The organism is Photobacterium sp. WH77, from assembly GCF_022014395.1.
In the GTDB taxonomy this organism is placed as follows: Bacteria; Pseudomonadota; Gammaproteobacteria; order Enterobacterales; family Vibrionaceae; genus Photobacterium; species Photobacterium arenosum.
In genome coordinates this window covers 24,786-51,189 of record NZ_JAKLTE010000013.1, presented here as the reverse complement: position 1 = coordinate 51,189, position 26,404 = coordinate 24,786, and the positions used below count along the sequence as shown (strand labels likewise).

The following is a 26,404-nucleotide window of genomic DNA, read 5'->3' as shown; positions in this document are numbered from 1 at the left end:
CATGGCCTATGACGTTGATTAAGCAAGGTTATACCAGCACTACAAATGATGCTTAACACTTTGCCACTGGTATTTCGTCCAGCATAGTTGTCCATCGGTTGGATCGGAAGGCTTGCCGCATGTGCCAATTGCTGGTTGCGATAACGGATGCCGGTTTAAGGCCATTCTTATAGCGCGTATTGAGCCTGTCGGTGATGAGCATGAGATCACGGCGTTTGCTTTCTTGCAGCGCATCTCCGCTAAACATGTCTAGCTGAAGTTTGTTCTGACTCACAGGGCTAAGCTCATTCAGCATGACGCCAATTTTTTGATATGAATAACCAGGACGATACATTTTAGCCAGCTGCGCTTGTGCAGAAATGATCAGTTTTTGTGTATCCTGAGTCGGACAAACCAAGGATTCCATACTGCTTTTATTGTGTTGAGGTAACTGTTTATAGCGATTTGTTCGTATATAAACCCCAACAGAGGACGCTTGACTCCCCTGTTTTCTCAGTTTTTCACCTGCACGATGGCAATGGAAAGCAAGAGCTGATTGTAATTCTTGTTGATCCGTAATATCGACACCAAAGCTCCGGCTCGAGAGAATTTGTTTTTTCGTTACATCAATATCTCCTGGATCAATGCAACTGATTCCCTGGAGCTCTAATACTGTACGAGTTAGGCCTACATTCCAGAGTTGACGCATAAACGCAACATCCTGATTTGCTAATTGCCACGCTGTTGTTATACCACTGGTTTTCAGTCGGGTGGCCAATCGTGTTCCAATCCCCCACACTTCCTGAACATCCATTCTTTCCAGCAACCACTGTCTTTGCCGTTCTGTTTGAATATGAAGCACGCCATGCACTCTGTTTTCGTAGCGTTTGGCTGCATTGTTTGCAAGTTTCGCCAATGTCGGTGAAGTACCAATGCCAACACGAACAGCTAAACCAAGCCTGTTACTGATTGCTTCTACAATACTTTTTCCATAACTTGTCAGTGTTTCAGTTGCCAAACCGTCTAAGCGTATAAACGCTTCATCAATAGAGTATTGCTCAACCTGAGGAGAAAACTGCCTCAACTCGTCGATAAAACGCTGGCTCATATCAGCATACAGACTGTAATTTGAACTGCGTACCTCAACACCTGCGTGTTTAGCTTCTCGCTCAATTTTGTACCATACTGCCCCACGTTTTATCCCTGCCGCTTTTGCTTGTGCATTAATAGCAACACAGCAGCCATCGTTATTTGAAAGCACCACAACAGGCTTGTTTGCTAGTTTGGGGTCAAATAATTGCTCGCAGGCTGTATAAAAACTCTGAACATCAACCAGCGCCCAAACCTGATCCTTGTTTCCTGATACTGTTTGAGTCATTAGCGCTCCAGCAAGTTATGAATATTACGTGTAACCACGCCAAAAATTTCAGAGTCCTCCGGCATAGGAAATGGCTTCATCGCCGGGTTTTCAGCTTTTAACCACCAGGTATTGTTATGTCGAATGAGACGCTTACACGTGAACTCATCGAAGATACGGGCAATGACAATCCGGCCCGGCAGCACAGCTTCAGCACGGTCCACAACTAATAAATCGCCATCGTAAATGCCGGCCCCCGTCATAGACTCGCCAGACGCTTTCAGTACAAAAGTGGCATTGGGATGGCGAATGAGATAATCCATCAGTTCCAGTGATTCTTCATGCCCTTCAGCTGGTGAGGGAAAGCCGCACCGAACAGATTCAATAAACAAAGGTAATACAGCCATTGTTACCCTCTCAACTTATACTGTATATAAAAACAGTATAAAAGGTTATTGGCGTACTGAACAGAGAAAAAATGCGGCATGGCTCTGAAAAGTTCAGAGTGTTTCTAATGCACTGAAACACCGAAATAAAATGTATAAATCTTTGTCTTACACTGAAGCGATGTTGATGGGACTGTTTTTATATACAGTACCATGGTATTCTTGCGCTCATAGCACTCATGCTGCTACATATTTGCAAAAAAACGGGCAAGTCTGCTTTAAAAAACAACAAACTCAACGCTAATTTAGGGATTTATCCGATCACCAGTTTATCTTATTGCTAAACTGGCCGCCTGTTGGTGACAGGGATTGGAATTGGAGAATGAAAATGCGAAAAATCATCATGATTTTAGCACTGGTCGTGCTCAGTGGCTGTGCTTTACAGCCTGACCAGCAGTATCACACTGGGCAGTGCGTCGGAAAAATGACAACAGAAGAAGCGTATGGGCATTTAGACCCTAATCGTTACACTATTCAGGTGCTGGCTCTGAGTGAAGAAAGAGATATTCGCGGTTATCTGCGGGAAATCCCAGGGCAGGATCCAATTTGGGTTAACTGGAAACATAGTTTAGGTAAGAGCTGGTACGCTGTTATTTATGGCGATTTTGCCACTAAACAAGAAGCGAAGCAGCGTATTCAAACATTGTCGCCTCGTATATTGGCACAAGGTCCGTTCGTCCGCAGTTTTGCGGAAGTGCAAAGTGATAAGCAAACTGACGTTTTTCGTATGCGTTAAAGAAATGCGCTCAGACTGTCTGGGCGCACTTCTGACCCTTCACATTAAAGCTTTTCGATGAGTTCAGGTAAGATCTCAAACAAGTCACCGACTAACCCATAGTCAGCGATATCAAAGATTGGAGCATCAGGATCTTTGTTGATGGCGACAATCACTTTCGCATCTTTCATCCCAGCCAAGTGCTGTATTGCTCCTGAAATACCAACAGCAATATACAGCTCTGGCGCAACAATTTTACCGGTCTGCCCAACTTGCAGATCGTTTGACACAAAGCCCGCATCGACAGCCGCTCGGGAAGCCCCCACAGCGCCGCCAAGTTTATCCGCCAGCGTTTCTATCATTGCGAAATGTGCTTTATCTCCAAGCCCCCGGCCACCGGAAACCACCACACGCGCAGCTGGCAATTCTGGGCGGCTACTTTGCGTAATTTCACTGGACACATATTCAGAGTTCGGTGATTCGATCACTTTTTCTAGTTCGACAATTGGGGCCGCTGCCCCGCTTGTTGCTGAAGAGGTAAATGCTGAAGCACGCACAGTAATCAGCTTTTTACTATCTAGCGACTTCACTTTGGCTAGTGCATTCCCTGCATATATCGGTCGGATTACGGTATCGGCAGACTCGATGCTGACGACATCGGCCAGTAATCCAACATCCAGAAGACCGGCAACACGCGGTAATATGTTTTTTCCGGTTGTCGTTGCTGCCATCAGTAAGTGAGAATAATCGGCTGATAGTTCGGCGATAACCGCTGACATATTTTCAGCCAGCCAATGCGTGTACACAGGATGATCGGCCAGAAGTACTTTACTCACACCCGCAATGCCAGCGGCTTGCTCTGCAACAGCCTGGCATTGATAACCCGCTACCAATACCTGACAGTCGCTCTCCAGTGACTGACTTGCAGTTATCACCTTGGATGTTTCAGGTGACAACGTATGATTGTCGTGTTCTGCAATGATAAGTACACTCATGAGATCACCTTGGCTTCATTTTTTAGTTTATCAACCAATTCAGAGACTGAACTTACTTTTGTGCCCCCCTGGCGAGCAGGTGGTGATGAAACTGCCAGTAATTCCTGGTTTTGTGACAGCGTCACACCAAGACCATCCAAGCTGATAACATCTAACGGTTTTTGCTTCGCTTTCATGATATTGGGTAATGAGGCATATCTGGGCTCATTCAACCGGAGATCTGTACTGACTACCGCAGGCAGCCGTAACTTGACGGTTTCCAAACCGCCATCAATTTCTCGTGTTACTTTGATGAAACCGTTATCTACTTCAATCTTTGAGGCAAAAGTCCCCTGAGGAAAGCCAGACATGGCGGCTAACATTTGAGCGACTTGATTGTTATCTGAATCAATTGACTGCTTGCCCATAATCACTAGATCAGGCGATTCAATTTTTACAAGGGCGTGAAGAATGCGTGCAATATTCAGAGGCTCAGCTTGTGCGGCACTATCAATGTGAATTGCTCTGTCTGCGCCAAGTGCCAAAGCAGTACGGAGCTGTTCCTGGCAGCTCGTTTCACCCACGCTGACTACAACCACCTCACTGGCCGAGCCGGCTTCTTTCATGCGAACCGCTTCTTCTATGGCAATTTCGCAAAAAGGATTAATGGCCATTTTAACATTATGCTGTTCAACGCCTGAGCCGTCGGATTTAACACGAATCTTCACATACGGGTCTATCACCCTTTTGATTGCGACTAACACTTTCACTGGCGGCTCCTTTGCAAATCAATATGTTAATGAAGAAGTACGGCAAGATACCTGATTGAAAAGTTCCCAATCGGGCATTCAAAAGCCGAGAGATGTCTTTTGCATTGAGTGTGGTTCGGGTTTACGTTTACGTCAACTGGACTACAGTTACTCATAGTCTTAATACAAAGGGACATGGGGCATGGAAAGAGAAAGCATGGCGTTTGATGTGATCATTGTCGGAGCCGGTCCAGCGGGGTTGTCAGCGGCATGTCGGCTGATGCAACTGGCTAAGGAGAGTGGAAAGGAGTTATCGGTTTGTGTGATCGAAAAAGGGGCGGAAGTTGGCTCGCACATCATATCCGGTGCCTTGTTTGAACCCAGACCATTAAATGAGTTGTTTCCTGATTGGCAAAGCCGCGAGGCACCACTTTATACCCGGGTTCAGGATGATAAGGTGTATTGGCTCTCCAATCAGTACAATCAGTTCTGTATCCCTTCAGTACTTGTTCCTTCCCCCCTTCAGAATGATGGGAACTTCATTATCAGTCTGGGCGAATTATGTCGCTGGCTGGCTCAACAGGCAGAAGCGCTGGGAGTATCCATTTTTCCGGGATTTGCTGCAGCTGAATTATTTTTTAACGACTCTGGTGCCGTGGCTGGGATCATGACGACTGATATGGGACGCGACAAGCAAGGTAATGAAAAACCAGGTTTTCAGCCAGGTATCTTACTTGAAGCAAAATATACGCTTATTGCTGAAGGTTCTCGCGGGCACTTAGGAAAAGCCGTCATAGATCGTTTCGAACTGGATAAAGATAAAGCGCCCCAGCATTACGCAATTGGCTTTAAAGAACTGTGGGAAATTCCGGCAGAACAACACCGGGCTGGGCTTGTCGTACATACTTCCGGTTGGCCACTCAGCCAGACCCAAACCTCAGGTGGGGGCTTTATGTACCATATTGGCGATAACCTTGTGTCTGTCGGATTAGTGATCGACCTGAATTATCAGCACCCTTATCTCAGCCCTTTTGATGAGTTTCAGCAAATGAAACACCATCCGGTTTTCGCCTCTGTGTTAAACGGCGGGGAGCGTATTTCTTACGGGGCACGTGCTATTACAAAGGGCGGACTGCATGCCCTGCCAGAGCAAAGCTTTCCTGGCGGATTACTGATTGGGTGTGATGCTGGGACGCTAAACAGTGCAAAAATCAAAGGCTCTCATACTGCAATGAAATCTGGCATGCTCGCTGCTGAGGCGGTTTTTTCGGAGCTAGCCGTTAACCACTCGCACACATCACCCGATTATTCTTCGCTGTTCGAGGACTCATGGCTGAAAGAGGAGCTCTTTGAAGCCAGAAACTTCACCTCTCAGGTGCATCGCTTAGGCACATTAGTTGGTGGAGCCATCGCAACGTTAGAATTTAATATTCTGAAAAAAAGCCTGTTTTCATTTCGGGATGATAAACAAGACTATCAAACCCTGAAAATGACCAATCAGACTGAACCGCTTTTATACCCTAAACCGGACGGAAAACTCAGTTTTGACCGAACTTCATCTGTTTTTCTATCAACTGTTAAACATGATGAAAACCAGCCATGCCACTTGATACTGCAAGATAAAGAGTTGCCGATAAAAATGCACCTGGACAAGTATGCCGAGCCTAGCCAGCGATACTGTCCGGCGGGCGTGTATGAAATTGTAGAAAATAACGGACAGAAACGATTTCAAATCAATGCCGGAAACTGCATTCATTGTAAAACATGCGATATAAAAGATCCGTCCCAGAACATTATCTGGACTCCACCAGAAGGCGGTAGCGGGCCCAATTATCGCTCGATGTGAATGTGATCAGCTCAAGGGTGCGTCTCTACGCGCACCCAATCGAGATAGGCCTGATAACCGGCTTCAATGGGTAGGCAAATGATTTCCGGCGTTTCATAGTTATGATTCGCCAGGATATCGGCTTCGACTTCTGAATACCTGTCTTGAGTTGTTTTAATGACAACCAGTTTTTCTTTGTCAGACTGGATTTTGCCTTTCCAGTGGTAATAACTGTCAATACTCTGCACCTGAACGCAGGCAGCCAGATGTTTGTTCAGCAGAGAATGGATAATTGCCTCACCCACCTTATCATCTGAAAAAGTGGTCAGAACGACACAGTATCCTTTCTTTAACATCTTCCCACCTTAATATTCAGGATTGATCAACGCTGCGTCAGTGCCACTTTGGCACTTAAGGCAACCAGTAAACCACCAGAAACACCCTCAATCGCTTTCGCATAACCTGACATTTTAGGGTTACCAAAAACAAAACTACCCAACATGGCGTAAAGTAAGTTAATACAAGTGGCTAAAACACTGAACAGTAAGCCAAGGGTCAAAAGTTGTATTGTGACCTGGCCAGCGCTGACATCAATAAATTGAGGCAGAAAAGACAGAAAAAACAAGGCAACTTTAGGATTCAGAACGCTAACAATCACGCCTTGCATAAACACATTCGATGTTGATTTTACTGGTGCGGAAGCTGTCAGTTGACTCTTACCACGGATACTGTTTCTAATCGACGAAATACCCAAATAGAGTAAATACGCTGCCCCTAAGTATTTTATTACGCTAAATAAAAAAGCTGAGCTGAGTATAATCGTTGAAAGCCCAAGCACAGCAGCCAGCGTATGTCCCAAATACCCTATTCCTAGTCCCAGAGCCGCTTGAATGCCTAATTGCATCTTTCCACGCATAGCGTTCGACACAATATAGATAACATCTGGCCCCGGTACTAAGTTAAGGCTGATTGAGGCCAGAGCAAAAAGTAAAAGTGTTTGAAACTCCATTTTTATCTTCACCTTAAAGTTGTGAGCACTTGATTTTTTACAAGAAGACCATAACAAAACAAAGGTTAATCAGGGGTAATTTTATCTGATTAACGACTGAAATCACACCGAGCGTAAGAGAATATAAAGCATCAAATTTCATAAAAAATCAAGAATTTCGCATCTCGTGCTGAAATTAGCGACGGGAATGAATATTGACACTCAGGTTAATTATTCCTTTTAAGAACAAAAGCGATGAAATTCAAATCGCCTAATAACAAATAAGTATACCTTTATGGCAACTTTGTATTTCCTGTGAATAGATTGTGTAACATCTGTGTGTTAGTGTTTTCTGGTACTGCAATAAAAACACGAAAAAATAGTTAGCTTGCTCAAACCTTGTAGAGGGGACCAGATATGGATGTCAATACACAGGAAGTAAGTAGCTTTGATACTGATGTTATTCATTTGTATTTGCAGGAAATCTCGCATAAATCACTACTCAGTAAAGAAGAAGAAGTTCAATACAGTCGTAAAAGTCTGGCTGGCGACCCACACGCAAAATCTGTCATGATTGAGAGTAATTTGCGTTTGGTGGTCAGTATCGCTAAGAAATATCGCGGCAGCACGATGCAGCTTAGCGACTTAATTGATGAAGGCAATATTGGTTTAATTACTGCTGTTGAAAAATTTGATCCTGAACGTGGGTTCCGTTTTTCGACGTACGCTACTTGGTGGATTAAGCAAACCATTGAACGTGCGATCCACAACCAGGGAAGAACCATCCGCTTACCTGTTCACGTATCAAAGGAAATCAATACCATACTTCGTACGCACAAACAGCTGATGAAAAACAGTAATCAGGAGCCTACTCACGAGCAGGTTGCTGAAAAAATGCAAAAATCTGTAGATGAAATTTCAGAAGTCCTGTCCTACGACACACCTGTGGTTTCTATCGATCAATCTTTGTCGGACGACAGCAACTCAAATTCCATCGCTGCTTTCATCGCTGATACCAACATGACCGCTCCGGATGCCTCGATGGATCAATCAGACATCCATGCTCTCGCTCTGACTATGCTGAAGAGCCTGAATGAACGAGACAGAGAAATACTGTGTCGTCGCTTCGGGTTACTTGGCTATGAAGCGCAGACTCTTCAGGAGGTGGCAGAGGAAGTGGGTCTTACCCGTGAACGAATCCGACAACTGCAGGTAAGCTCGTTGAATAAGTTGAAAAATGCCCTTCAGCGTGAGAATTACAGCCTGGAGATGTTATTTTCCGAAATAGCGTAATTGACTGTTTTTACAACAATAAAGCCTGGTAATATACCAGGCTTTTCTCATTTCACGGCATTTGACAAAACTCTGACACCCTATCCTAACCATAAAGCAAAAATCCTTACTGCCAAATTGCTTGGCAGACATTTGTATTTTACTCATAATTTGGGTTAACCCATTCAGTTAACAGTGTAGAGATCATGATATTCAGAAAACTGTGTTTCCTCGCTTCTGTCGTTTTACTGACTTCTTGTGCCAGTTATAGTATTACGGAACAAGAAGTACAGAATTACCTTGATAAACAAGCACGTGTAGAGCAAAAGGTAGGGTTTGGCGGCTTCGTTCAGGCTCATGTTCTGTTTAACGACATCAAAGTAGGCATCGGTCGTTCGGCATCGGATCGTATTAATCTCGAAGCAAAATCTAAAGCAGATATCAGTATCAAGGGTCAACCGCAGCAAAAAGTGGCTATCAATGTCAACTTCAGTGCGATCCCCTATTACGACAAAAGTGAAGGGGCTGTTTACCTGAATAATTTGAAAGTAGAATCTCTGGATATTACCCCAAATACGCTAGGTCCCTTTGCCAGTAGCCAGGTACTTTCTCCTCTCATTGAGATCGTGGGACAATATCTATTGAAGATACCTGTCTACAAACTCCAGGAAGACGACTTTAAGCAATCGCTTCTGAAAACTGCCAGACCAGAACTCAAAATCAAGAATCATTCTCTGGTGATTCAAATTTGATAAGCCGGTCTTTAGGTAATAAAAGCACTGTGCAATGTGTGTTGTATCAGTGCTTTTATTTTAATGCGCACAGATAAGTTATAGTGCACTAAAGGATCATAATGAAATCCACAGCGACTTCAGAAAAAATGTTAAATAACAAAGCTATAGCCAATAAATATCATCGCCAGACACCAAACTGGTAGCTGTCTTTTCAGTAAACCGAAACCGATAACAATCACCAATATGTCCCAGCCGCTCGTTATTGAAGATGTAATAACCGGGTCGACCCAAGCCGCCGCTAACAACCCGACGACAGAAGCTGTAATTGTTTTAACTGAAAGACGTAAACGGGGATGTTGCAATAATGATTGCCACGCCGGTAAAAAGGCAAAAAGAAGCAAACTGCCCGGTAAAAAAATCGCCAGCGTTGCCAGAACACTTCCCCAAACAGGAGTTTCAGGTAAAGTCGCTACGCCCAGATAACTCGCCATGGTAAACATTGGGCCTGGAACAAGCTGAGCAGATGCATAAGCGCTCAGAAATGTATTTGCATCAATCCATTGCTGGACTAAAGGCTCCAGTAAGGGAAGAACGACGTGCCCTCCTCCGAAGACAAAACTGCCCGCCTGATAGAAATTGTTAAACACTGCCCACTCTTTTGAGAGAACAGCCAGATATGGCAGCCCCAGCAAAAGTACCAGGAAAACAGCAAGAATGACGAAATTTGGCTTTCCCGGGGAAGATGGAGGCATCGTTTTGTCCGTCGGTTCTTTTTGCATGAAGGACAGGAGGAACCCCGTGGCTGCAGCCAGCAGTATCGGTAACAACTGGCCGCTTAATCCATGAGTAAAAAAGACACTGATTGCTGCTAATACTGCAATACAAACGGTCAGTTTATCTGTCAGGCTTTTATTAATCATGCTGAACAAAGCATCAGCGACAACCACAACCGCAAGCAGTTTCGCCGCCTGAATAACCTGATATACCCATTCTGGTTGGTAGTCTCTGTTCTCCAGAACGGCGAGCACTGTTAACAAAGCTGCAGAGGGCAAAGTAAAACCGATAAATGCCGCCAGCGCGCCCACATAACCGGCCTTACGATACCCAATAAACATGCCTAGCTGGCTGCTTGCAGGTCCAGGTAAGAACTGGCATAGCGCCGTAGCCTGGGAAAATTCAGAATCTGATAGCCACTGTTTCTTCTGTACAAATGATCGCTGGAAATAGCCGATATGAGCAACTGGCCCACCAAAACTGCCTAACCCTAAAATAAGAAATGAACAGAACACCTGCAATACGGGTTCAAGTGAAGAAACTAATCTTCTTTTAAATGAATCTTGGATCATAACTACCGAATCAAATTGTGATTGTTTACACTAGCAAACAGTGAGACTAAATATGACAATTTTATCTCTTCTTTATGTATGAAATATTACAGGTAAACCCTTGATGTTAGAAAATTTGCAACAAATGGTGATCCTGGCCACTGTCAGTCACGAACAGAACTTCACACGTGCCGCTGAACGCCTTGGCATTTCTAAATCACAAGTCAGCAAGCAAATTCGATTCCTTGAGGAACGCCTGGGTTGTCAATTAGTTCAGCGCAGCACACGCACTGTTGCCCTTACAGATATTGGCTTGCAATATGCTGAATTTGGACAGCAACTGCTTGATACCGTAAAAGAAGCAGAGGCTTTGGTTGCCGGGTACAGAAATGAAATAAAAGGCGTACTCAGAATAGGTGTCGCCCAGTCATTTGGGAACACCAATATCACCCCCGCAATGGTCGCTTTTCAGCGAGCTCATCCTGAACTTGAGCTGGAAATCAGTCTTTTTGATCATCGTCCTAACCTGCTGGAAGAAGGCTTTGATTGCTGGCTGGCTATTCACGAGCACCCGCCTGAAGGCATGGTTGCGAAAAAACTTGTCGATTGCGAATTCATCGTTGTCGCTTCTCCGGACTATATCGCCCTGCACAGCGAACCCAAAACTCCTGCTGATTTACGCAAGCACAATTGCATCACCTATGAAAGCCGGGATCGAAAATATGTCCAGTGGGACTTTTCAAAAGAAGGCGTAAAAGAGTCAGTCAGGGTCACTGGCAGCTACCGAATCAATAATGCGCCCGCTGTTTTAGAAGCAACAAAAGCAGGAGCAGGTATCGCCTATCTGGCCACCTACCTGATCCACGATGAATTAGAAACTCAGCAGTTAACCCAGCTGTTAGCAGACTGGAAGCCAGAATTAGCGCTTCCCATGTACGCTGTCTATCCGCGTCACAAGTACCTGGCCCCAAAAGTAAGAGCCTTTATCGACTTTATGGCAGAATGGATGACCAGCCATCCTTTCCAACCTCGCCAGTAGTCTCTGTGCTGCCACGTCTTAGAACTGCAGTTGAGGAACCTGACTTACTGTTCTACACCTATAGGTAGTTCTTACAGGTGAGCAGCCATGTTAACTCTTTCAGCCTACATTCGAGAAAAACCTTTTCACATCATACTTTTATCAGGGGTACTGATCATGGCTGGCTGTGCCACTCAGGAAGAAACTGAACCGTCTCCGGCAGTAACCAGTACGCCGGCAACGGTTGAAGAGGTTGCAGAACCGCCACCACCACCAAAAGCAATCCTTACAGAAATTCCTGAAGTCAGTGACACCGTCTTTTTTGACAAAGGCAGCTTTGAAATTCCGCAACGCGAACAGCTGAAAATCGATCCCATTGCAGTCAGACTCAGGCAGCATCCTGACAGTAACGTAATCATCATTGGTCACAGTTCAGAGAGTGAGAACGAAGAAGATAATATGGCGTTATCGTATGAACGGGCGTTCAGTGTAGCCATTTATATTGCATCTGTATTTGGGATTGAAGAAGAACGCATACAGGTTGTTGCCCAAGGCAACGGCGATCCGGCAACATCCGGGTCGAACAGCCGGGTTGAAGTCATTTCGCCAGAGACTGTGGTCAGAACATTAAATGCCTCTAATGAGGACGGCAAGTTCTGAACCACAGCTCCATACAGAAAAAGAGGTGAATTTATCCCTGTTTTTTCAACGCCGGGAATGCATACATTTTCTTGATGATGTCTGCCACGCCTTCCGGTTGAGAAACCAGCTTGCTGTTAAACTTCGCTACTTCACTTTCGGTGACTGAGTCGTCTTTAATACCGGCAGCAATATAATTTGCAGGGAACAAGTGGTAAATACCCGTTATCTGACGGTCGATTTCATCAGCCAGTTGCTCTGGGGTTTCAAACGGTTGCTCTATCACATCGCCAAAGCTCACATGAACACGTCGTTTTTCTCCGACTATACCCTGTACAATGCTTTCGATATCTTCAAACTCGCCTTTCTCATAGCTACCCGTTGTCTGCTTGGCATTCAGTTCGTTTGCCTTAGCTAAATCGCAGGGATCATTCTCATAAGAAATGGCCACAGGCACAATATTAAGCTGAGTCATAAATTCGGCAAAAGACAGTTTCCGTTTGCGTCCTTCCATGTAAAACATTTTCAGCAACGCTGGATCAGTCTTATCGTTTCCGTCTTTTGCACGCCCTTCTTTCTGAGCAATCCAGATCGAGTGACCAGTTTCGATAGAATTGGCAATATAATCTGACAGCAGACCCAGTGCTTTCATCATTTCACGCGGCGCTTTCACTGAACGTTTCACAATAAAGCTTTTGTTTAAACGCATCAGTTCTGTCGCACAGGGCTTCTTCAGAAGATTGTCGCCAATAGCGATACGGACTGTGTTAAGGTTATTGTGGTAAAGACACCAGTTCACCATTGCCGGATCCATGGCGATATCTCTGTGATTGGAGATGAACAGATACGCTTTATTAGGATCCAGTTTGTCTAACCCAGAATGGGTGACGCCGTCACAAGAGTGTTCAATCGTCGCAGCCATGTACTTGGCCACTTGCAGCTGAACGTCTTCTACTGTCTTAACACTTGACCATTTACGGACAAGAAAGCGTTTAATCAATGGGCGCAACAGCCAGCCAAACACACCAGATAGCTGTGCAAACCGGTAGTTGAGGATAGCGTTGATGAATTCGTCATCATTGATTAAGCGTTGAATCGCCCCACTGACTTCATCGTCATTGTAGGGGCGTATATCTTTATAAATATCGTTATTTGTTTGCACTATGTTGCTTCATCTAATTTTAAAATCGCGCCATTCTACGCAGATTTGATTGATTACCCAATGATCGGCCCCAAACAGTTTAATGGTTGGAGGTCTGACCAACAAACTTTCTTCCTACTGAGCCCGACTCAGACCATCTTGACCCCGAAGGTAAAACCGAACACTATGTGCGGGCTTTGACTCAGAGGAACAACATGAACCAGGCAATTGAATATACAAAGGCTGAACAGTCCCTGCTGGCCGTGGGCGCTCGCAGAAAAAATGTTACCGCATACCTGATTACCGTCAATGCAGGCGTCGCTCTGTTACGGCTGGGCAAACATGAATTCGCATTAACCGCGGGTAGCGGATTTTGGGTACCCTTTGAGTGTCTTCATGCTTTAACCGTATTACCGGGCTGTCACTATAGCATGATTCATTTCTCTGCCCGCCTCCAGCAACCGCTGTGTCAGCAAGCAGGCTTTGTGACTGTAACACCACTTCTGGACGCTTTACTGCAAGAGCTGAGCCAAACTAAAGAGCAGTCTCAAACCAATCATAGCCCTATAGGACGGATACTCGCAGTCATAGTTGATCAAACGGCGAAGTTTTCACCTGTTACGCAGCAACTTTGCCCTGCTCTTACTGACAAACAGCAATCTGTACTGAGAAACCTGCTTCAAAGGCGCTCACCCGCTTCTGATGAAGACCTATCATCAATCGAAGCCATTCTGGGGATGAACGTACGTGAACTTGAAGCCTGTCTTGTCGTCCGTGAAGCTATCAGACTCTCCCGTTCCGGAAGAAATGCAGAGCAAATAGCCAGCGAACTTGAGTGCCAATTAGACCATTTACAAGCACTTGGTCAAACTCTTGCTAACTACCCATTCTAAAGCTTCGGCTTAGCTTCACAAAAAACACCCAGCTACCTGGTACAGGTAGCTGGTTACAGATAACCGGGCGAGTATAAAAAGCGATTGTTACTTAAGCGGTATATCTACCTGCAGCATGACGCCATCCCGCTCATCTTCATGCCACATGTAATCGATTCGGTATTTAGTGGATTGGCCGTCTTCTGAACCCAGTCCAAAACTCATCATGACACCGTGTTTCATGACCCATTCTTTGGCATCTTGCAGCGTCATGATATCCAGACCTTCATATTTTTTGGGAAGCCACAAGCCCAGACCATAGAAAGCGGACGATGAGTTATCTTTCAGCATTGGACCACTGGAGCCAGTTTGCCAGTCATCCCAAAAAGATGCGTCGTTCTCATGGTGATTTTCAGCTTCATCCCAGCGCATATTGTCCCCGGCTGAGGGCAGAGCCTGAGTGGAATAAGCTCCCCCTTTCCCTACCGTCAAGGGTTGAAAACAGGTCAGCAAGTAGGCCCCTCTGTCGTCTTCAGACAAACTTTTAAGCTGTTTCTGACTATAAAAGTGGCAAGGTAAAGCGAATGCAGAATACGAAAAAGACAACAGCCCGATCTGCAATAGAGCAACATGCAATTTTCGAATAACCCGATTCACGAAACACCCTTAATAAATTTTTCGGACTTTAAGCGTATAGGCGACAGAAATACTGACTGGTTTATTTTTAACCATCACTGGCAACATAAAAATGCTCTGACGTTATTATTTTAACCACACCCGGGGTTGTTAAATGTGAAATTGGCCTGTTTTTGACAATATTATCACGAATGTCAGTACTCCGAATGGGAAGCGTTTCAGGACAGCTGAGAATCTGCCAATGACTTAAGATGTCTTTAGCCCGATAAAAGTTTGAAAAATTTAAAAAATTATCTGGTCCGACAATAAAAGTCAGCTCTGCGCTCTGATGTTCATTTTGCAGGGAACGCATAACATCATAGGTCGTCACTGGTTTATCATTTTGTGAGATTGCTTCCTCTATTCGACAAAGAGATAAATTGGCAAAATTTAAATCTGCGATAAAAGCGGCAACCATAGTGCAACGAGAGTCATAGTTAAGCATGACTTTTCCCCAGGCATGAGAATAACTGGGAACCAGTAAAACTTGATCAAAATGGGATAGCCGTTCCAGCACAGATTTATGCCCTAAGCTGGGGGGATTAAATGCGCTGCCAAATACTGCAATCTTTTTTGTCATACTTCTGTTGCCTCATTCCCCTCTGAACAAAATAAAAATACCAATTTCTTTCTCAATCAGCATTGATCCTACTTAAGAGTTATCGCATGATTTCGTAAAAGGTTTAATACATTTTACCGCTTTCACCAGTATTCGGCATCGAATGTCCAGAAATTGGTCTAAGCACAGAGGATTCATGTCATGGAACAGCTTATCCGTGCAGAAATGCAGGTACTCCCAGTGATAGACGCTGAGTTTGAAGTTCAGCGTCGCGTTGCTTTCATTCAACACAAGCTTAAACAAGCGCATTGCCGGTCTTTAGTGCTGGGTATCAGTGGTGGGGTTGATTCCACTACCTGCGGCCGGTTGGCTCAACTGGCGGTAGATGGTCTTAATGCTGAGTCCGCATCTCAAAACTATCAGTTCATCGCTGTTCGCTTACCTTATGGGCAGCAACAGGATGAAGATGAAGCCCAACAGGCCTTACAATTCATCCGCCCTACTCATTCAGTGTCGGTCAATATTAAGCCTGGCGTCGATGGAACGCATGCCGCCACACTGGATGCGCTGAGCGGTACCGGCCTTATTCCGCAAGATGATGGCAAAGTCGATTTTGTTAAAGGGAATGTTAAAGCGCGGACCCGTATGGTGGCACAGTATGAGATCGCCGGTCTGGTTGGCGGACTTGTCCTGGGAACCGACCACTCGGCTGAGAATATTACTGGCTTTTATACCAAATGGGGCGACGGCGCTTGCGATTTAGCACCACTGTTTGGTCTGAGCAAACGGCAGGTACGACAAATTGCAGATTTCCTTGGCGCGCCGCAAACACTTGTTCACAAAGTGCCAACTGCCGATCTTGAATGCCTGACACCCCAAAAGACGGACGAAGAGGCGCTACAGCTGACTTACGATGAAATCGATGATTTTCTTGAAGGAAAAACAGTCAGTAATTCAGTGAAGGAGAAGCTGATCGGCATTTATAACGCCACTCAGCATAAACGACAACCAATCCCGACTATCTACGACCAGGATTAAGCGAACCGTCGCTGAAAAGCAAAAGGGCTTTGCGTTATTGCAAAGCCTTTTTTGTGAGTCTGACTGTAATGGTTACTGACTCTTATCCGCACTTTTACTCTGGCGAATCTGTTCAGCAACAATTTGAATCGCCTCTCCACTGCTGATACCTTGCGCCATCAGCTCATGAATTCGCTCTGCCGCTTCTTGCTGTTCTTCGTGAGTTAAAGAAATTGACGAATCACCAAACATAACGAATCCTGTACACTTCTTGAAAGGGAAGTCATTCTAACGACTCTTCATCAGCCTGTCATTGATAATTCAAAAGCCCTAGCCCGGATGCCCGTCAGCACGAGCCTGAGTGAGTATCGGCCAGAACACAATACAAAATAGCCCAAAGGCCACCGCCCACAGTAATGCGGATAGTATGTAGGCGTGTTGCGTCAGCCCCGGAAACATCACTATCAGTAACGTTCTGACTAACACAGCCATCAGCAAAGTGACAAAAGCAGCAAAAATCAGCTTCCCTGTCTGCAGTGCCCTTCCGGTATGACCTAATGAGACCCTGACAACCATCGCCAGTATCATGCCCCCTATACCACCGACTGTTATGACATGCAGTGAGATACTGTAGGCTAATTGCTGAGGAAACACCTGACTGACACCTAACAAAAACACACCCACAACAGTAAAGTAATAGGCTAAATGAAGCATCCACAATAATGGAATTCTAAACGTGCTGCCTGTTCGCCAACGCGCCAGACGCGGAATTTGTGCCAATGCTGCAAACATACACAAGACACCAAACCACATTGAGGGGTGCTCTGGCGGGAGCAGTAATAATGACAGGAAAACAGCCCACATGGGCCACAAGGCTAAGTATTCACGCCAGGGTATACGTGTGATGGGTTCAGTTTGTGTGCCACGCGCCGTAAAAAATGGGATAACACGGCCCCCCATGACAGTCATCAGCACAGCAATTAACAAGGTAGTTTGCAATGCCACAGTGCTCAGCGGAACATGGCTCCAACCCAGTACGATTCCATGCATACGAGTATTCAGAAACAACAACAGAAACAACACTGGCAGAAAAAGGACATTTCGCCACTGGCGATTTCTGATTATAGGTATCGCCAGAAAAAGGAGTGCCATAGCCAGCCAAAGCAGATCAAGTATCATCCAGACTGCATGGGGAGCCATAACAAGCAGCGCAACTCTCGCAATCAACCATATTGCAAACACCAGCCCCAGCTTCCAGCCGCTGATACCAGGAACACCTGTCCAGTTTTGTACTGCAGTCAGCAGAAATCCAACAATCACAGCACCGGTAAATCCAAACAGCATTTCGTGGCTGTGCCACCACACTGGATTTCCGTACATAGGGAACAGCATGAAGCCGGACCAAAAGCCCGCCCAGATCAACATTGTGATCACGGAGAACAGACCAGCAGCCAGAAAAAAGGGCCGAAACGCCAAACGTAAAAACGGGGGGATCCTCAGCGCGGAAGCTTTATCAACAATTTGCATGTGCTTTTCACTATTTACAGTAAAAAAGACATAATAGACAATTATGGAAGAGACAGGTTGATGTAAAACAATAAACCAAGACACTGTGGTCTTGGTTGCAGGTGGTCAAACCTGCGCTACCGTTTCTGAATCATCCAGCGGGTTCTTACTCTGCTTTCGCTGTTAAAAATCAGGATAATCAACAGGCCGGGTTATTCGTTGAATATCCAAAATAGAGATGTCTCCCTGCCAGCGGCTTTCAACCAGTCCGACACTCAGCCAGTAGCGGCCATCAGGTACATCAATCGCCGGCAAACTTGTCGGTAGTTTTCCATCAACATCCTGAGTCCAGATCGGGCTCCAGTTTGTATCGTTCAAGTCAAACAAATTCATCGACAATACAGGCGATGGACACGTTGAATTGGGTAAGACTTCACGCTCAATACGCCAGTTTTTACTGTCTTTCCAGCCAATTTTCTGTTTAGGATCCGGCTTGGTCAGTATGACCCAGGAATTCCAGCTACGCTCCTTACCTGCCGTAATTTTCAACTGATAAAGGCCTGCAGCTAAGGGCTCATCTAGACGGCGAGATTCCGTGACAAACTGACCATTCTCAGAAATTAAGGCCGCAGGCATGCTGAATTGAGTGTCTGGCCAGCGGGAAAATGTGACCTCAAGCTGCTTAGCCTGAGTAATTCCCGTAACAGACAACCTCAGTAATACCTGGTTCAGGTTCTGGATCACTTCACGTCGAACAGCCACTTTAGACAGCCACTCAGGCAGACTTCGCTGTTTCAAACTGAAACCGCAATCTTCTGTAATGGCAAGCTCAAGTAAATCATTCAGGTTAGCCTGCTGCTCCTCTGAAGGAAGCTGCTGCCAGGCCTGAACCATAGTCTCGAAACTGGCTGCTGTGTTCCCTTCCAGTAATCGCTGGTGTGCAACAGTGTAGAGATCCTTACCCACAAACCATTTAGCCGACGCTTGAGGGATCATGAACAGACATGTCATGATCCCAAAGGCAGGTGTTACCCACAGCGATTTCATTCTTGCGGTGCTTTCATCCGATAGCCAACACCGCGCAGAGTTTCGATCTCAATACCAGGCAGCTTTTGACGTAACTGCAGGATATGGGTATCGACAGTACGTGTTGTCGGATAATGGTTATAGCCCCACACCTGATCAAGCAGCTCATCCCGGGTGAAAACTCGGCCTGAATGTTTTGCAAGGAAAACAAGCAGCTCGAATTCCGTGCGAGTGAGAGTGACAGAGTCCCCTTTTTGCTTCACTTCACGACTTTCCAGATTAATCAGTGTTTCACCGATAGCAATCAGGTTTGCATTTTGCGATTCAGACTCACCATTTCTCAAGTGAACACGAATACGCGCCAGCAGTTCTTCTTCTGCAAAAGGTTTAGTCAGGTAATCTTTGGCGCCTGAGTCAAGGCCAATCACCTTGTCATTCACAGACACCATTGCTGTAAGCAGAATCACGGGAACCGATTTAAGCTTTAACCAACCTTCAAGGTAAGTCAGCGAGTCTCCTTCGGGTAGCTGGCGGTCAAGAACAACCAGATCGGCTTGCGCCCACAGATTTTCAACATTGGTTGCACAGTCAGCATACAGGCACTCATAGCCTGCTTCTTTCAAACATTCGAGCAAACCATCAGCAAGGTTGCGGTCATCTTCAACCAGTAGCAGAGTTTGATTCACACGGTATCTCCAAAATAAAAGTGGTTGGCGGACCTATTAATTTCATCCGCCCACCCATTCGACGGATCATCGATTCAACGATTGTCAGTCCCAACCCTAAGCCCTTTTCACTCACAAAGGGTTTTCTCAGTCGGGTCCAATCCTTACTACCTAAATTTCCCTGGTCTTTTACTTTGACAATCAATTTTCCATCTTTGAACGATGATGTTAATTCAATCGGTGCCTGGCCATATTTGTGAGCATTGGACAGCAAGTTATCAATACAGGTTCCAAGCCAGTACATATTGACCTTGACACTACGGTCCTCAGCAAGTGACAAGGTCACATCATAGGGTTCTGCAATAAATTCAATCCATTCATTAAAGGACTCCAGATTCTGAACACTCAATTCTTGATGATTCGCCTGCAGGTAATCCTTACTGGCCTCAGCCAACTGCCTTAATCGGCGTGAATCTTCGGTCAATCGTCTGAACTCATCATATAGGGTTTCAGGCAAAGCATCAAAGTGACGACGAAAACCTTCCACCGTCATGCTCAAACTTGCGATTGGTGTACGTAGCTCGTGAGTCAAGATTTGCAGGACTAACATTCTTTCCTGCATCGCTCGTCGGCGAATTCGCCAGCGATACATCACCCAACCCATGAGTAAGCCAATATTGACAACCAGCAATCCTGCAAGCAAATATGTCGTCAGGTACGACTTGTCTTCTTCTTGCCAGCAAATGTTGCCACTTTTGACTAAGCAGAAGTCAGTGGCAACCAAACGCGTGAAGTGCAGATCATGCTTTGCCAGTGCCTGCGCCCATGTAGGCTGATCATAGACATGGTATTCATTCCCATTCCGGATCCAAAGTTCGCCATTGGATATAAAAGCTTCCGCACCGGCAATAAACACTCGGATTTCTTCACTGCTCATCCGCTGTAATCGTCCCAGCACAGTGCCTGTCGCAGCTAAATCACGCTCCTGAATGTGTAAGTAGTTTTCCAGTTCTTTATTGCGATTTGGAAACTTTTCCAGATAACGTGCAGCATAGCTCCCACCGCCTGGATGAATATAGCCAGAACGTACAAACCAGCCTCTTGGTAACACAACGCTGTTACACATCGCGCGAGTAAAAACCACAGGATGTGTTACCAAAGGGCTGACTGGCCATGGGCCCTTACAAGTTTCCGCATTTTGATAAAGGTGCCGCAGCGCCGATAGCGGGTACTTGGCTGACTGCGGCAACAAACTGGATGGCAGCAGTAACGGTGTCGGGTAACGACTTTGTAACTGTCGAAAATCGTATGTAGCCAGAGGTTTACTGGAAAGCAATTCAGCACGAGCCGCTGACATACGATCAGGTAAACTTTCCGTCTCCGCTTTAAGGGAGCCTGTAAACAGAATAGAAATAATTAGCACATACTTTTTCATAGCGCGGAAGTTTAACATTCACCGGTTCAGTATTGTCAGAAAATTGTCATTAGATCAGATAACTATAAAGGGATTAGGCATTCTCGCCACCCTAACAGGTCAATCAGGCCCAGATAACAGACTACTCATTCATTTTTCTGTTGAAGCTTTGCATCAGGCATCAAAAATAGGAAAAGAAAAACGCCGCTCAATAAGCGGCGTTTAATTAGTGGTTTACTGTATTACTTACAAAAAACGGGCAATGTTCTCAACACTCTCTTTGGCATCGCCAAACAGCATCTGGGTGTTTTCTTTGAAGAACAATGGGTTTTGCACACCTGCATAACCGGTATTCATTGAGCGCTTAAATACGATAACGTGTTTCGCGTTCCACACTTCCAGAACTGGCATACCGGCAATCGGGCTACCTGGGTCTTCCATTGCCGCCGGGTTAACCGTATCGTTAGCACCGATCACCAGTACAACGTCTGTCTCTGAGAAGTCCTCATTAATCTCGTCCATTTCCAGGACAATATCGTAGGGCACTCTCGCTTCAGCCAGCAGTACATTCATGTGACCAGGCAAACGACCTGCAACCGGGTGAATACCAAATCTGACATCCACCCCTTTTGCCCGTAGTTTCTCTGTTATTTCGTGTACCGGATACTGCGCTTGCGCAACCGCCATTCCGTATCCTGGTGTGATGATCACAGAGCGAGCATCTTTCAGCATCTCTGCCACTTCTTCCGCAGAGGATTCGTGGTACTCGCCCACTTCTTCATCACCGGTAGAAACTGAGCCATCTGTACCAAAACCACCTGCAATGACACTGACAAATGAACGATTCATTGCCTTACACATGATGTAAGACAGTATCGCACCTGAAGAGCCAACCAAAGCACCAGTCACAATCAGCAGATCATTGGCCAGCATAAAGCCAGCCGCTGCGGCGGCCCATCCTGAATATGAGTTCAGCATTGACACGACAACCGGCATATCCGCACCACCGATCGATGCGACCAAATGATAACCGAATGCTAAAGCGATAATTGTCACAACAATGAGTGGGAATATCGAAGGATCCGGATCCACAAACACTGTCAGTAAAACAAGAGAAACCAGCACAGCCAGCAAGTTCAGTTTATGGCGATGAGGCAGCATCAAAGGCTTGGATGACATTGAACCGCGAAGTTTACCAAAAGCCACCACGGAGCCTGTAAAGGTTACAGCACCGATGAAGACACCGATAAAAATTTCAACCAAATGAATGGTTAACATCGCACCAGTCAGTGCTTCACCATGGTCAAGGAAAGTATTGAAACCGACCAGCACGGCAGCCATACCCACAAAACTGTGAAGAATAGCAACCAGCTCTGGCATCTGAGTCATTTCAACTTTCTTGGCATAGTAAATACCAATCGCACCACCCACAATCATGGCCAGAATAATCCAGCCAGTTCCTGCTGATTCCGGGCCAAAAATAGTAGCAATCAGTGCTATGGCCATTCCTGCCATACCAAAGTAGTTACCTGACTTTGCGGATTCCTGTTTAGAGAGTCCTGCCAGCGACATTATAAAAAGGACAGCAGCAATAATGTAGGCCGCTTGAACAATTCCTGCAGACATTGATAACAACTCCCTTACTTATCTTTACGGAACATTTCAAGCATCCGCTTAGTGACGGTAAAGCCACCAAAAATATTGATACTTGCGATCAAAACAGCAATAAAGGCAAAGAAGGACACAACGCCAACCCCCTGACCAATCTGCAATAAGGCACCGACAATAATGATACCGGATATAGCATTGGTCACTGACATCAGAGGTGTGTGCAATGCATGCGTAACGTTCCATACGACGTAGTAGCCCACCACACAGGCCAGAACAAAAACCGTGAAGTGAGAAAGGAATTCAGCAGGAGCATAATTCGCGACCCAGCCAAACAATAACGCCCCTGCTGCCATCAGACCATACTTTCTCGCTGGCGGCATTGGCTCTTTGACTGCTTTAGTAACAGGTGCGGCAACTGCTTTTTCTTGCTGCGGAGCAGCGGATACTTTAATGGGTGGTGCTGGCCAGGTGAGTTCACCTTCTTTAACCACAGTTAAACCGCGCAGTACTTCATCATCAAAGTTGATATCTATGTTGCCGTCTTTTTCTTTACACAGCAGCTTCATCAAATTGACCAGGTTGGTGGCATAAAGCTGGGACGACTGATTCGGCAGACGGCTGACCATATCGGTGTAACCGATAATTTTCACACCGTTAGGTGTAGTGATAACTTTATCGGCTTCGGTATAGGCACAGTTTCCGCCATTGGCAGCAGCAAGGTCGACAATAACGCTGCCGGGCTTCATAGAATCAACCATTTCCTGGGTAATCAGGCGAGGAGCCGGGCGGCCGGGAATCAGCGCAGTAGTAATAATGATGTCAACGTCTTTCGCCTGCTCTGCGTACAAACGCTCAGCAGCCTTGTTAAATTCGTCTGACATTTCTTTCGCGTAGCCATCACCTGTGCTGGTATCTTCCTTGAAATCGACTTCAAGGAACTCAGCACCCATAGACTGCACTTGCTCTTTGACTTCAGGACGCACATCGAAGGCGCGAACAATGGCACCCAGGCTGCCCGCAGCACCGATAGCGGCCAATCCAGCAACCCCCGCACCTGCAACCAGCACTTTTGCTGGCGGTACTTTACCAGCAGCAGTAATCTGCCCGGTAAAGAAACGTCCAAATTCGTGGGCAGCTTCAACGACAGCACGATAACCGGCAATGTTTGCCATAGAACTCAATGCATCCAGGGCTTGTGCTCGTGAGATACGCGGCACCGAATCCATAGCCATTACGTTGATATTTTTACTGGACAGTTTCTTCAGCAATTCTGGATTCTGCGCCGGCCAGATAAAGCTGACCAAGCTTGCCCCCTCTTTCAGGAGAGCAATCTCATCATCACTGGGGGCATTCACTTTAAAAATCAGGTCTGACTGCCACACTTCTTCCGTAGACACGACACTAGCGCCTGCAGCTTCAAAAGCAGCGTCATCAAAACTTGCGTGAATACCAGCGTCATGTTCAACAGCAACACTGAACCCCATTTTTAATAACTGCTCGACCGTTTTCGGCGTCGCAGCCACTCGCGTTTCATTCGCGAGTATTTCTTTAGGCACACCTATCTGCATCGTTATTCCCTGAACAGTAGCAAAATGTACACATTTAGTATCCAGTTCCCAGTATCGCAACGGCTGAGAATGGAACCAATACAACACTCTTTACTTGAGATTAAACAACGGATGTTTTTGACTTACTTGAAGTTAATAACACCAACAATGTAGGGCAAACTCAGGCTCTGTAGTCCGTTTCACTGATCAGCCAAAAAACTGAAAGAGAATGAACTACACACCCACGATTTGCCGTTTTCTCCCAACAACATTCAGGGTTTCCCACCAGCTATGCAAAAAATAGAATGTGCAATAACCGGGGTCCGGTTCCCTGATAAAAAGCACCGGCCTCTAAGCATTCATGTCAGCGCAGCGTCTTTACTCCCTCAGACAATGCACTGAATTTACCGGAACATGGCTTCGCCGGTCTGATCGATGAACATCTTGGCTTTATTCACCATAAATGTTGTCGCATCCGCTTTGCTTGCCAGCAAATCTGACCGTATGAAAGTGTGTGTTTTCAACTCACCTTCACATTCTTTGCAAATCCTGCCAGCAATCCGAAACTGCCCGCCTTCGGAAATAGGTTCAGGGTAAATGAGATACCCTTTATATTCCTCAGGTGTCACTTCAAGCGTTTTCGAATCTGCCGTTTCTCTTCCAAAGAGCTTTGACCAGAAACCCACGAAAGCACTCCTTTCCGATATATTTAATGACACTATCATGCCATATGCTTATGTAAAATAAACCCAAACAGATTAAAAACTGATAATTATGATGAAAATGTTCTAACTCCGTTTTATCCACCATTGTCTTACACTATATTCACATAAGAAAAATTAACAAAAAAACGCCGGCTTCAGGGCCGGCGCTTATGTTGTCTTGCAAGTGATATGCTTACCGAATCAGACCAATGTCTTTCTGCAAGTGAACTGGCAGATGAGAAACCTGATAAGTCTTAACGGATACCTGCTGACGGGGTAACAAAATATCCAGTGCGTGTGCAATCAATCCTTTGATGTTCAGCGAATAGGCTTTCTTCTCCATGACGTCCTGATTTGTGATGGTGTCGAAGTGCATTGCCTGTGCCATGATTGCCTCATTTTTGGTGGGTTTAATGTTGTTCTACAGGACAAATACTAACCGGTTGATTTTTGAACTAAAAATGACATTTTTTCCAATGACCCATAAAAAAATCTAATCTGTTACGTAAAGGTTTCAATTTGAGTGACAGCAAAAAATATATACGCTGAAGAGATGAATAATCTGTCACGAAATGGTATCAATTAATGCCTAAATAGCGTGTTATCAGATTAGGCTCAACCAAAGTTCACAACCAATTAACAATCACACAGGATTAAAGATGTTATCCCTGCTTACGAGACACTCTTCAATACTTTTATTACTTGCAGCTGTCATTGGATTTTCCTTTCCAGCGATATCTACTGCAGTTTTCCCTTATTTGCCTTACATTCTGTTCTTTTTAATGTTGTTTACTTTGATTGGGATGAAACAAAACGCCTTAATCAGCCTTTTATTTCAGCCTAAAATCTGGGTATACGCCTTTTATCATGCCGCATTGCTGTCAATACTCTCAACCTTCATTGCCTCTGTGTTGGGGGCTTCCGCGTCACTGATCCTGGCTATTTCAGCGGTTGCGGCAACCGGATCATTATTTGCCACACCAGCCATAGCACGCTCAGTTGGGCTGGATGTGATGACCGCGATGGCGATGACTATTGCCACCACGCTGCTGATGCCCGTTGTGCTTTGTATCAATCTCTACCTTTTCCAGCATGACAGCTTCGGTCTTGATCTGATGACATATTTCCAGCGACTGGTTATTTTCATTTTTGGTCCTATGCTGCTATCAGACCTGTGTCACCGCTACGTTCCTTCCCACATTCTTCAGCGGACGCACAGTAAAATTGCACAAGTAACTATTTTGCTGGTTCCGGCATTTCCGCTGGGGCTGATGGCTGACTTTCGTACATTTGTCGATCAGTCATGGCAGCAAGGATTACTTTACTTTGGTTACGGTATCGCAATATGCCTGCTCTTCTTTATTACTGGCTTTCTGCTGTTTATGCGGAAAAATGTTCAGAATGGTCTTCTTGCAGGCATCACTTCCGCCAATCGGAATGTCTTGCTGACTTATACCGTCGCCGGAACCGCATTAGGCCCAGACTATCTCATTCTTGTTGGTGCACTTCAGCTTCCAATCTATGCCATGCCGTTAGTGGTAAAATGGATGAGCAACTTACTCAACAGCAAGAACCCAACGCAAACGCCCTCTGTGAACTGATTCCGTGAGCAGAAAACAAGCAGTTGTGCTGATTGAACAGATAAA

The 26,404-nt window shown here is 45.6% G+C and carries 28 protein-coding genes; 9 read left to right on the top strand and 19 right to left on the bottom strand.

Annotation, left to right across the window (positions count from 1 at the left end; all coding sequences use genetic code 11):
- Positions 1-52 precede the first annotated feature (52 nt).
- Together L6J37_RS13950 and L6J37_RS13945 are read right to left on the bottom strand one after the other, a co-directional pair.
- A complete protein-coding gene (locus L6J37_RS13950) occupies positions 53-1,357 on the bottom strand; it encodes a Y-family DNA polymerase (RefSeq protein WP_237795529.1) in 1,305 nt (434 codons plus the stop codon).
- Positions 1,357-1,743, bottom strand: coding sequence for a LexA family protein (locus L6J37_RS13945; protein ID WP_027251321.1), 387 nt, complete (start codon positions 1,741-1,743; stop codon positions 1,357-1,359). Before L6J37_RS13945 ends, L6J37_RS13950 begins: the two co-directional genes overlap by 1 nt.
- 367 nt (positions 1,744-2,110) lie before the next feature.
- Here L6J37_RS13945 and L6J37_RS13940 point away from each other — a divergent pair, with 367 nt between their 5' ends.
- The gene (locus L6J37_RS13940; protein ID WP_192013759.1) at positions 2,111-2,518 is read left to right on the top strand and encodes an SPOR domain-containing protein; all 408 of its coding nucleotides are present in this window, start codon (positions 2,111-2,113) and stop codon (positions 2,516-2,518) included.
- 44 nt (positions 2,519-2,562) lie between these two features.
- Here the strand turns inward: L6J37_RS13940 and L6J37_RS13935 are convergent, their stop codons facing one another.
- Positions 2,563-3,492 (bottom strand): electron transfer flavoprotein subunit alpha/FixB family protein, encoded by a 930-nt coding sequence (locus L6J37_RS13935; RefSeq protein ID WP_192013760.1) that lies wholly within the window; start codon positions 3,490-3,492, stop codon positions 2,563-2,565.
- Positions 3,489-4,241 (bottom strand): electron transfer flavoprotein subunit beta/FixA family protein, encoded by a 753-nt coding sequence (locus L6J37_RS13930; RefSeq protein WP_218385733.1) that lies wholly within the window; start codon positions 4,239-4,241, stop codon positions 3,489-3,491. The genes L6J37_RS13935 and L6J37_RS13930 overlap by 4 nt, the downstream gene beginning before the upstream one ends.
- A gap of 181 nt (positions 4,242-4,422) precedes the next feature.
- Here L6J37_RS13930 and L6J37_RS13925 point away from each other — a divergent pair, with 181 nt between their 5' ends.
- Positions 4,423-6,066, top strand: a complete 1,644-nt coding sequence (locus tag L6J37_RS13925; protein WP_192013762.1) for an electron transfer flavoprotein-ubiquinone oxidoreductase — start codon at positions 4,423-4,425, stop codon at positions 6,064-6,066.
- 11 nt (positions 6,067-6,077) lie between these two features.
- Here L6J37_RS13925 and cutA read toward each other — a convergent pair whose 3' ends face one another.
- Positions 6,078-6,401 (bottom strand): divalent-cation tolerance protein CutA, encoded by a 324-nt coding sequence (gene cutA, locus L6J37_RS13920; RefSeq protein ID WP_192013763.1) that lies wholly within the window; start codon positions 6,399-6,401, stop codon positions 6,078-6,080.
- A gap of 26 nt (positions 6,402-6,427) precedes the next feature.
- Positions 6,428-7,054 carry a LysE family translocator gene (locus L6J37_RS13915; protein WP_192013765.1) on the bottom strand — a complete coding sequence of 209 codons (627 nt, stop codon included), beginning with the start codon at positions 7,052-7,054 and terminating at the stop codon, positions 6,428-6,430.
- Between the two features lie 396 nt (positions 7,055-7,450).
- Between L6J37_RS13915 and rpoS the strand changes: the two genes are divergently transcribed.
- Both rpoS and L6J37_RS13905 read left to right on the top strand, forming a co-directional pair.
- Positions 7,451-8,326: an RNA polymerase sigma factor RpoS gene (gene rpoS, locus L6J37_RS13910; RefSeq protein WP_192013767.1), complete on the top strand. Its 876-nt coding sequence runs from the start codon at positions 7,451-7,453 to the stop codon at positions 8,324-8,326.
- 185 nt (positions 8,327-8,511) lie between these two features.
- Positions 8,512-9,057 carry a DUF1439 domain-containing protein gene (locus L6J37_RS13905; RefSeq protein WP_192013768.1) on the top strand — a complete coding sequence of 182 codons (546 nt, stop codon included), beginning with the start codon at positions 8,512-8,514 and terminating at the stop codon, positions 9,055-9,057.
- Positions 9,058-9,188: 131 nt separating this feature from the next.
- On the opposite strand, the gene chrA is transcribed toward L6J37_RS13905, so the two are convergent.
- Positions 9,189-10,385 carry a chromate efflux transporter gene (gene chrA, locus L6J37_RS13900; protein WP_237795528.1) on the bottom strand — a complete coding sequence of 399 codons (1,197 nt, stop codon included), beginning with the start codon at positions 10,383-10,385 and terminating at the stop codon, positions 9,189-9,191.
- Between the two features lie 103 nt (positions 10,386-10,488).
- Here chrA and L6J37_RS13895 point away from each other — a divergent pair, with 103 nt between their 5' ends.
- Together L6J37_RS13895 and L6J37_RS13890 are read left to right on the top strand one after the other, a co-directional pair.
- Complete coding sequence (locus L6J37_RS13895) at positions 10,489-11,403, top strand: LysR family transcriptional regulator (RefSeq protein WP_237795527.1); 915 nt, start codon at positions 10,489-10,491, stop codon at positions 11,401-11,403.
- 87 nt (positions 11,404-11,490) lie between these two features.
- Positions 11,491-12,042, top strand: coding sequence for an OmpA family protein (locus tag L6J37_RS13890; RefSeq protein ID WP_218385722.1), 552 nt, complete (start codon positions 11,491-11,493; stop codon positions 12,040-12,042).
- Positions 12,043-12,073: 31 nt separating this feature from the next.
- On the opposite strand, the gene L6J37_RS13885 is transcribed toward L6J37_RS13890, so the two are convergent.
- Positions 12,074-13,183: a 1-acyl-sn-glycerol-3-phosphate acyltransferase gene (locus L6J37_RS13885; RefSeq protein ID WP_218385720.1), complete on the bottom strand. Its 1,110-nt coding sequence runs from the start codon at positions 13,181-13,183 to the stop codon at positions 12,074-12,076.
- A gap of 194 nt (positions 13,184-13,377) precedes the next feature.
- Between L6J37_RS13885 and L6J37_RS13880 the strand changes: the two genes are divergently transcribed.
- Positions 13,378-14,055, top strand: coding sequence for an AraC family ligand binding domain-containing protein (locus L6J37_RS13880; RefSeq protein ID WP_237795526.1), 678 nt, complete (start codon positions 13,378-13,380; stop codon positions 14,053-14,055).
- An 87-nt stretch (positions 14,056-14,142) separates the two neighbouring features.
- On the opposite strand, the gene L6J37_RS13875 is transcribed toward L6J37_RS13880, so the two are convergent.
- Entirely contained in the window at positions 14,143-14,691 is a 549-nt protein-coding gene (locus L6J37_RS13875) for a hypothetical protein (protein ID WP_237795524.1), read from the bottom strand.
- A gap of 67 nt (positions 14,692-14,758) precedes the next feature.
- Complete coding sequence (locus L6J37_RS13870) at positions 14,759-15,289, bottom strand: nicotinate-nicotinamide nucleotide adenylyltransferase (protein WP_237795523.1); 531 nt, start codon at positions 15,287-15,289, stop codon at positions 14,759-14,761.
- 180 nt (positions 15,290-15,469) lie between these two features.
- Between L6J37_RS13870 and nadE the strand changes: the two genes are divergently transcribed.
- Positions 15,470-16,306 (top strand): ammonia-dependent NAD(+) synthetase, encoded by an 837-nt coding sequence (gene nadE, locus L6J37_RS13865; protein WP_237795521.1) that lies wholly within the window; start codon positions 15,470-15,472, stop codon positions 16,304-16,306.
- 72 nt (positions 16,307-16,378) lie between these two features.
- Here the strand turns inward: nadE and L6J37_RS13860 are convergent, their stop codons facing one another.
- The 9 genes from L6J37_RS13860 to L6J37_RS13820 form a co-directional block, all read right to left on the bottom strand.
- Positions 16,379-16,537, bottom strand: coding sequence for a YoaH family protein (locus L6J37_RS13860; protein ID WP_081669192.1), 159 nt, complete (start codon positions 16,535-16,537; stop codon positions 16,379-16,381).
- A gap of 78 nt (positions 16,538-16,615) precedes the next feature.
- Positions 16,616-17,812 (bottom strand): NnrS family protein, encoded by a 1,197-nt coding sequence (locus L6J37_RS13855; protein WP_192013789.1) that lies wholly within the window; start codon positions 17,810-17,812, stop codon positions 16,616-16,618.
- A gap of 162 nt (positions 17,813-17,974) precedes the next feature.
- Positions 17,975-18,838 carry a DUF2861 family protein gene (locus L6J37_RS13850; protein WP_225444987.1) on the bottom strand — a complete coding sequence of 288 codons (864 nt, stop codon included), beginning with the start codon at positions 18,836-18,838 and terminating at the stop codon, positions 17,975-17,977.
- On the bottom strand, positions 18,835-19,503 hold the full coding sequence (locus tag L6J37_RS13845) for a response regulator transcription factor (protein ID WP_027251305.1): 669 nt from the start codon (positions 19,501-19,503) through the stop codon (positions 18,835-18,837). The genes L6J37_RS13850 and L6J37_RS13845 overlap by 4 nt, the downstream gene beginning before the upstream one ends.
- Complete coding sequence (gene vxrA / locus L6J37_RS13840) at positions 19,478-20,917, bottom strand: sensor histidine kinase VxrA (RefSeq protein WP_192014523.1); 1,440 nt, start codon at positions 20,915-20,917, stop codon at positions 19,478-19,480. Before vxrA ends, L6J37_RS13845 begins: the two co-directional genes overlap by 26 nt.
- 225 nt (positions 20,918-21,142) lie before the next feature.
- Entirely contained in the window at positions 21,143-22,522 is a 1,380-nt protein-coding gene (pntB, locus tag L6J37_RS13835; RefSeq protein WP_192013791.1) for a Re/Si-specific NAD(P)(+) transhydrogenase subunit beta, read from the bottom strand.
- Between the two features lie 14 nt (positions 22,523-22,536).
- Positions 22,537-24,075 carry a Re/Si-specific NAD(P)(+) transhydrogenase subunit alpha gene (pntA, locus tag L6J37_RS13830; RefSeq protein WP_027251302.1) on the bottom strand — a complete coding sequence of 513 codons (1,539 nt, stop codon included), beginning with the start codon at positions 24,073-24,075 and terminating at the stop codon, positions 22,537-22,539.
- A 383-nt stretch (positions 24,076-24,458) separates the two neighbouring features.
- Complete coding sequence (locus L6J37_RS13825; RefSeq protein WP_192013793.1) at positions 24,459-24,740, bottom strand: HlyU family transcriptional regulator; 282 nt, start codon at positions 24,738-24,740, stop codon at positions 24,459-24,461.
- A gap of 211 nt (positions 24,741-24,951) precedes the next feature.
- Entirely contained in the window at positions 24,952-25,146 is a 195-nt protein-coding gene (locus L6J37_RS13820; protein ID WP_027251300.1) for a hypothetical protein, read from the bottom strand.
- A gap of 415 nt (positions 25,147-25,561) precedes the next feature.
- Here L6J37_RS13820 and L6J37_RS13815 point away from each other — a divergent pair, with 415 nt between their 5' ends.
- A complete protein-coding gene (locus tag L6J37_RS13815; protein WP_330872800.1) occupies positions 25,562-26,359 on the top strand; it encodes a hypothetical protein in 798 nt (265 codons plus the stop codon).
- The last annotated feature ends 45 nt before the right edge of the window (positions 26,360-26,404 follow it).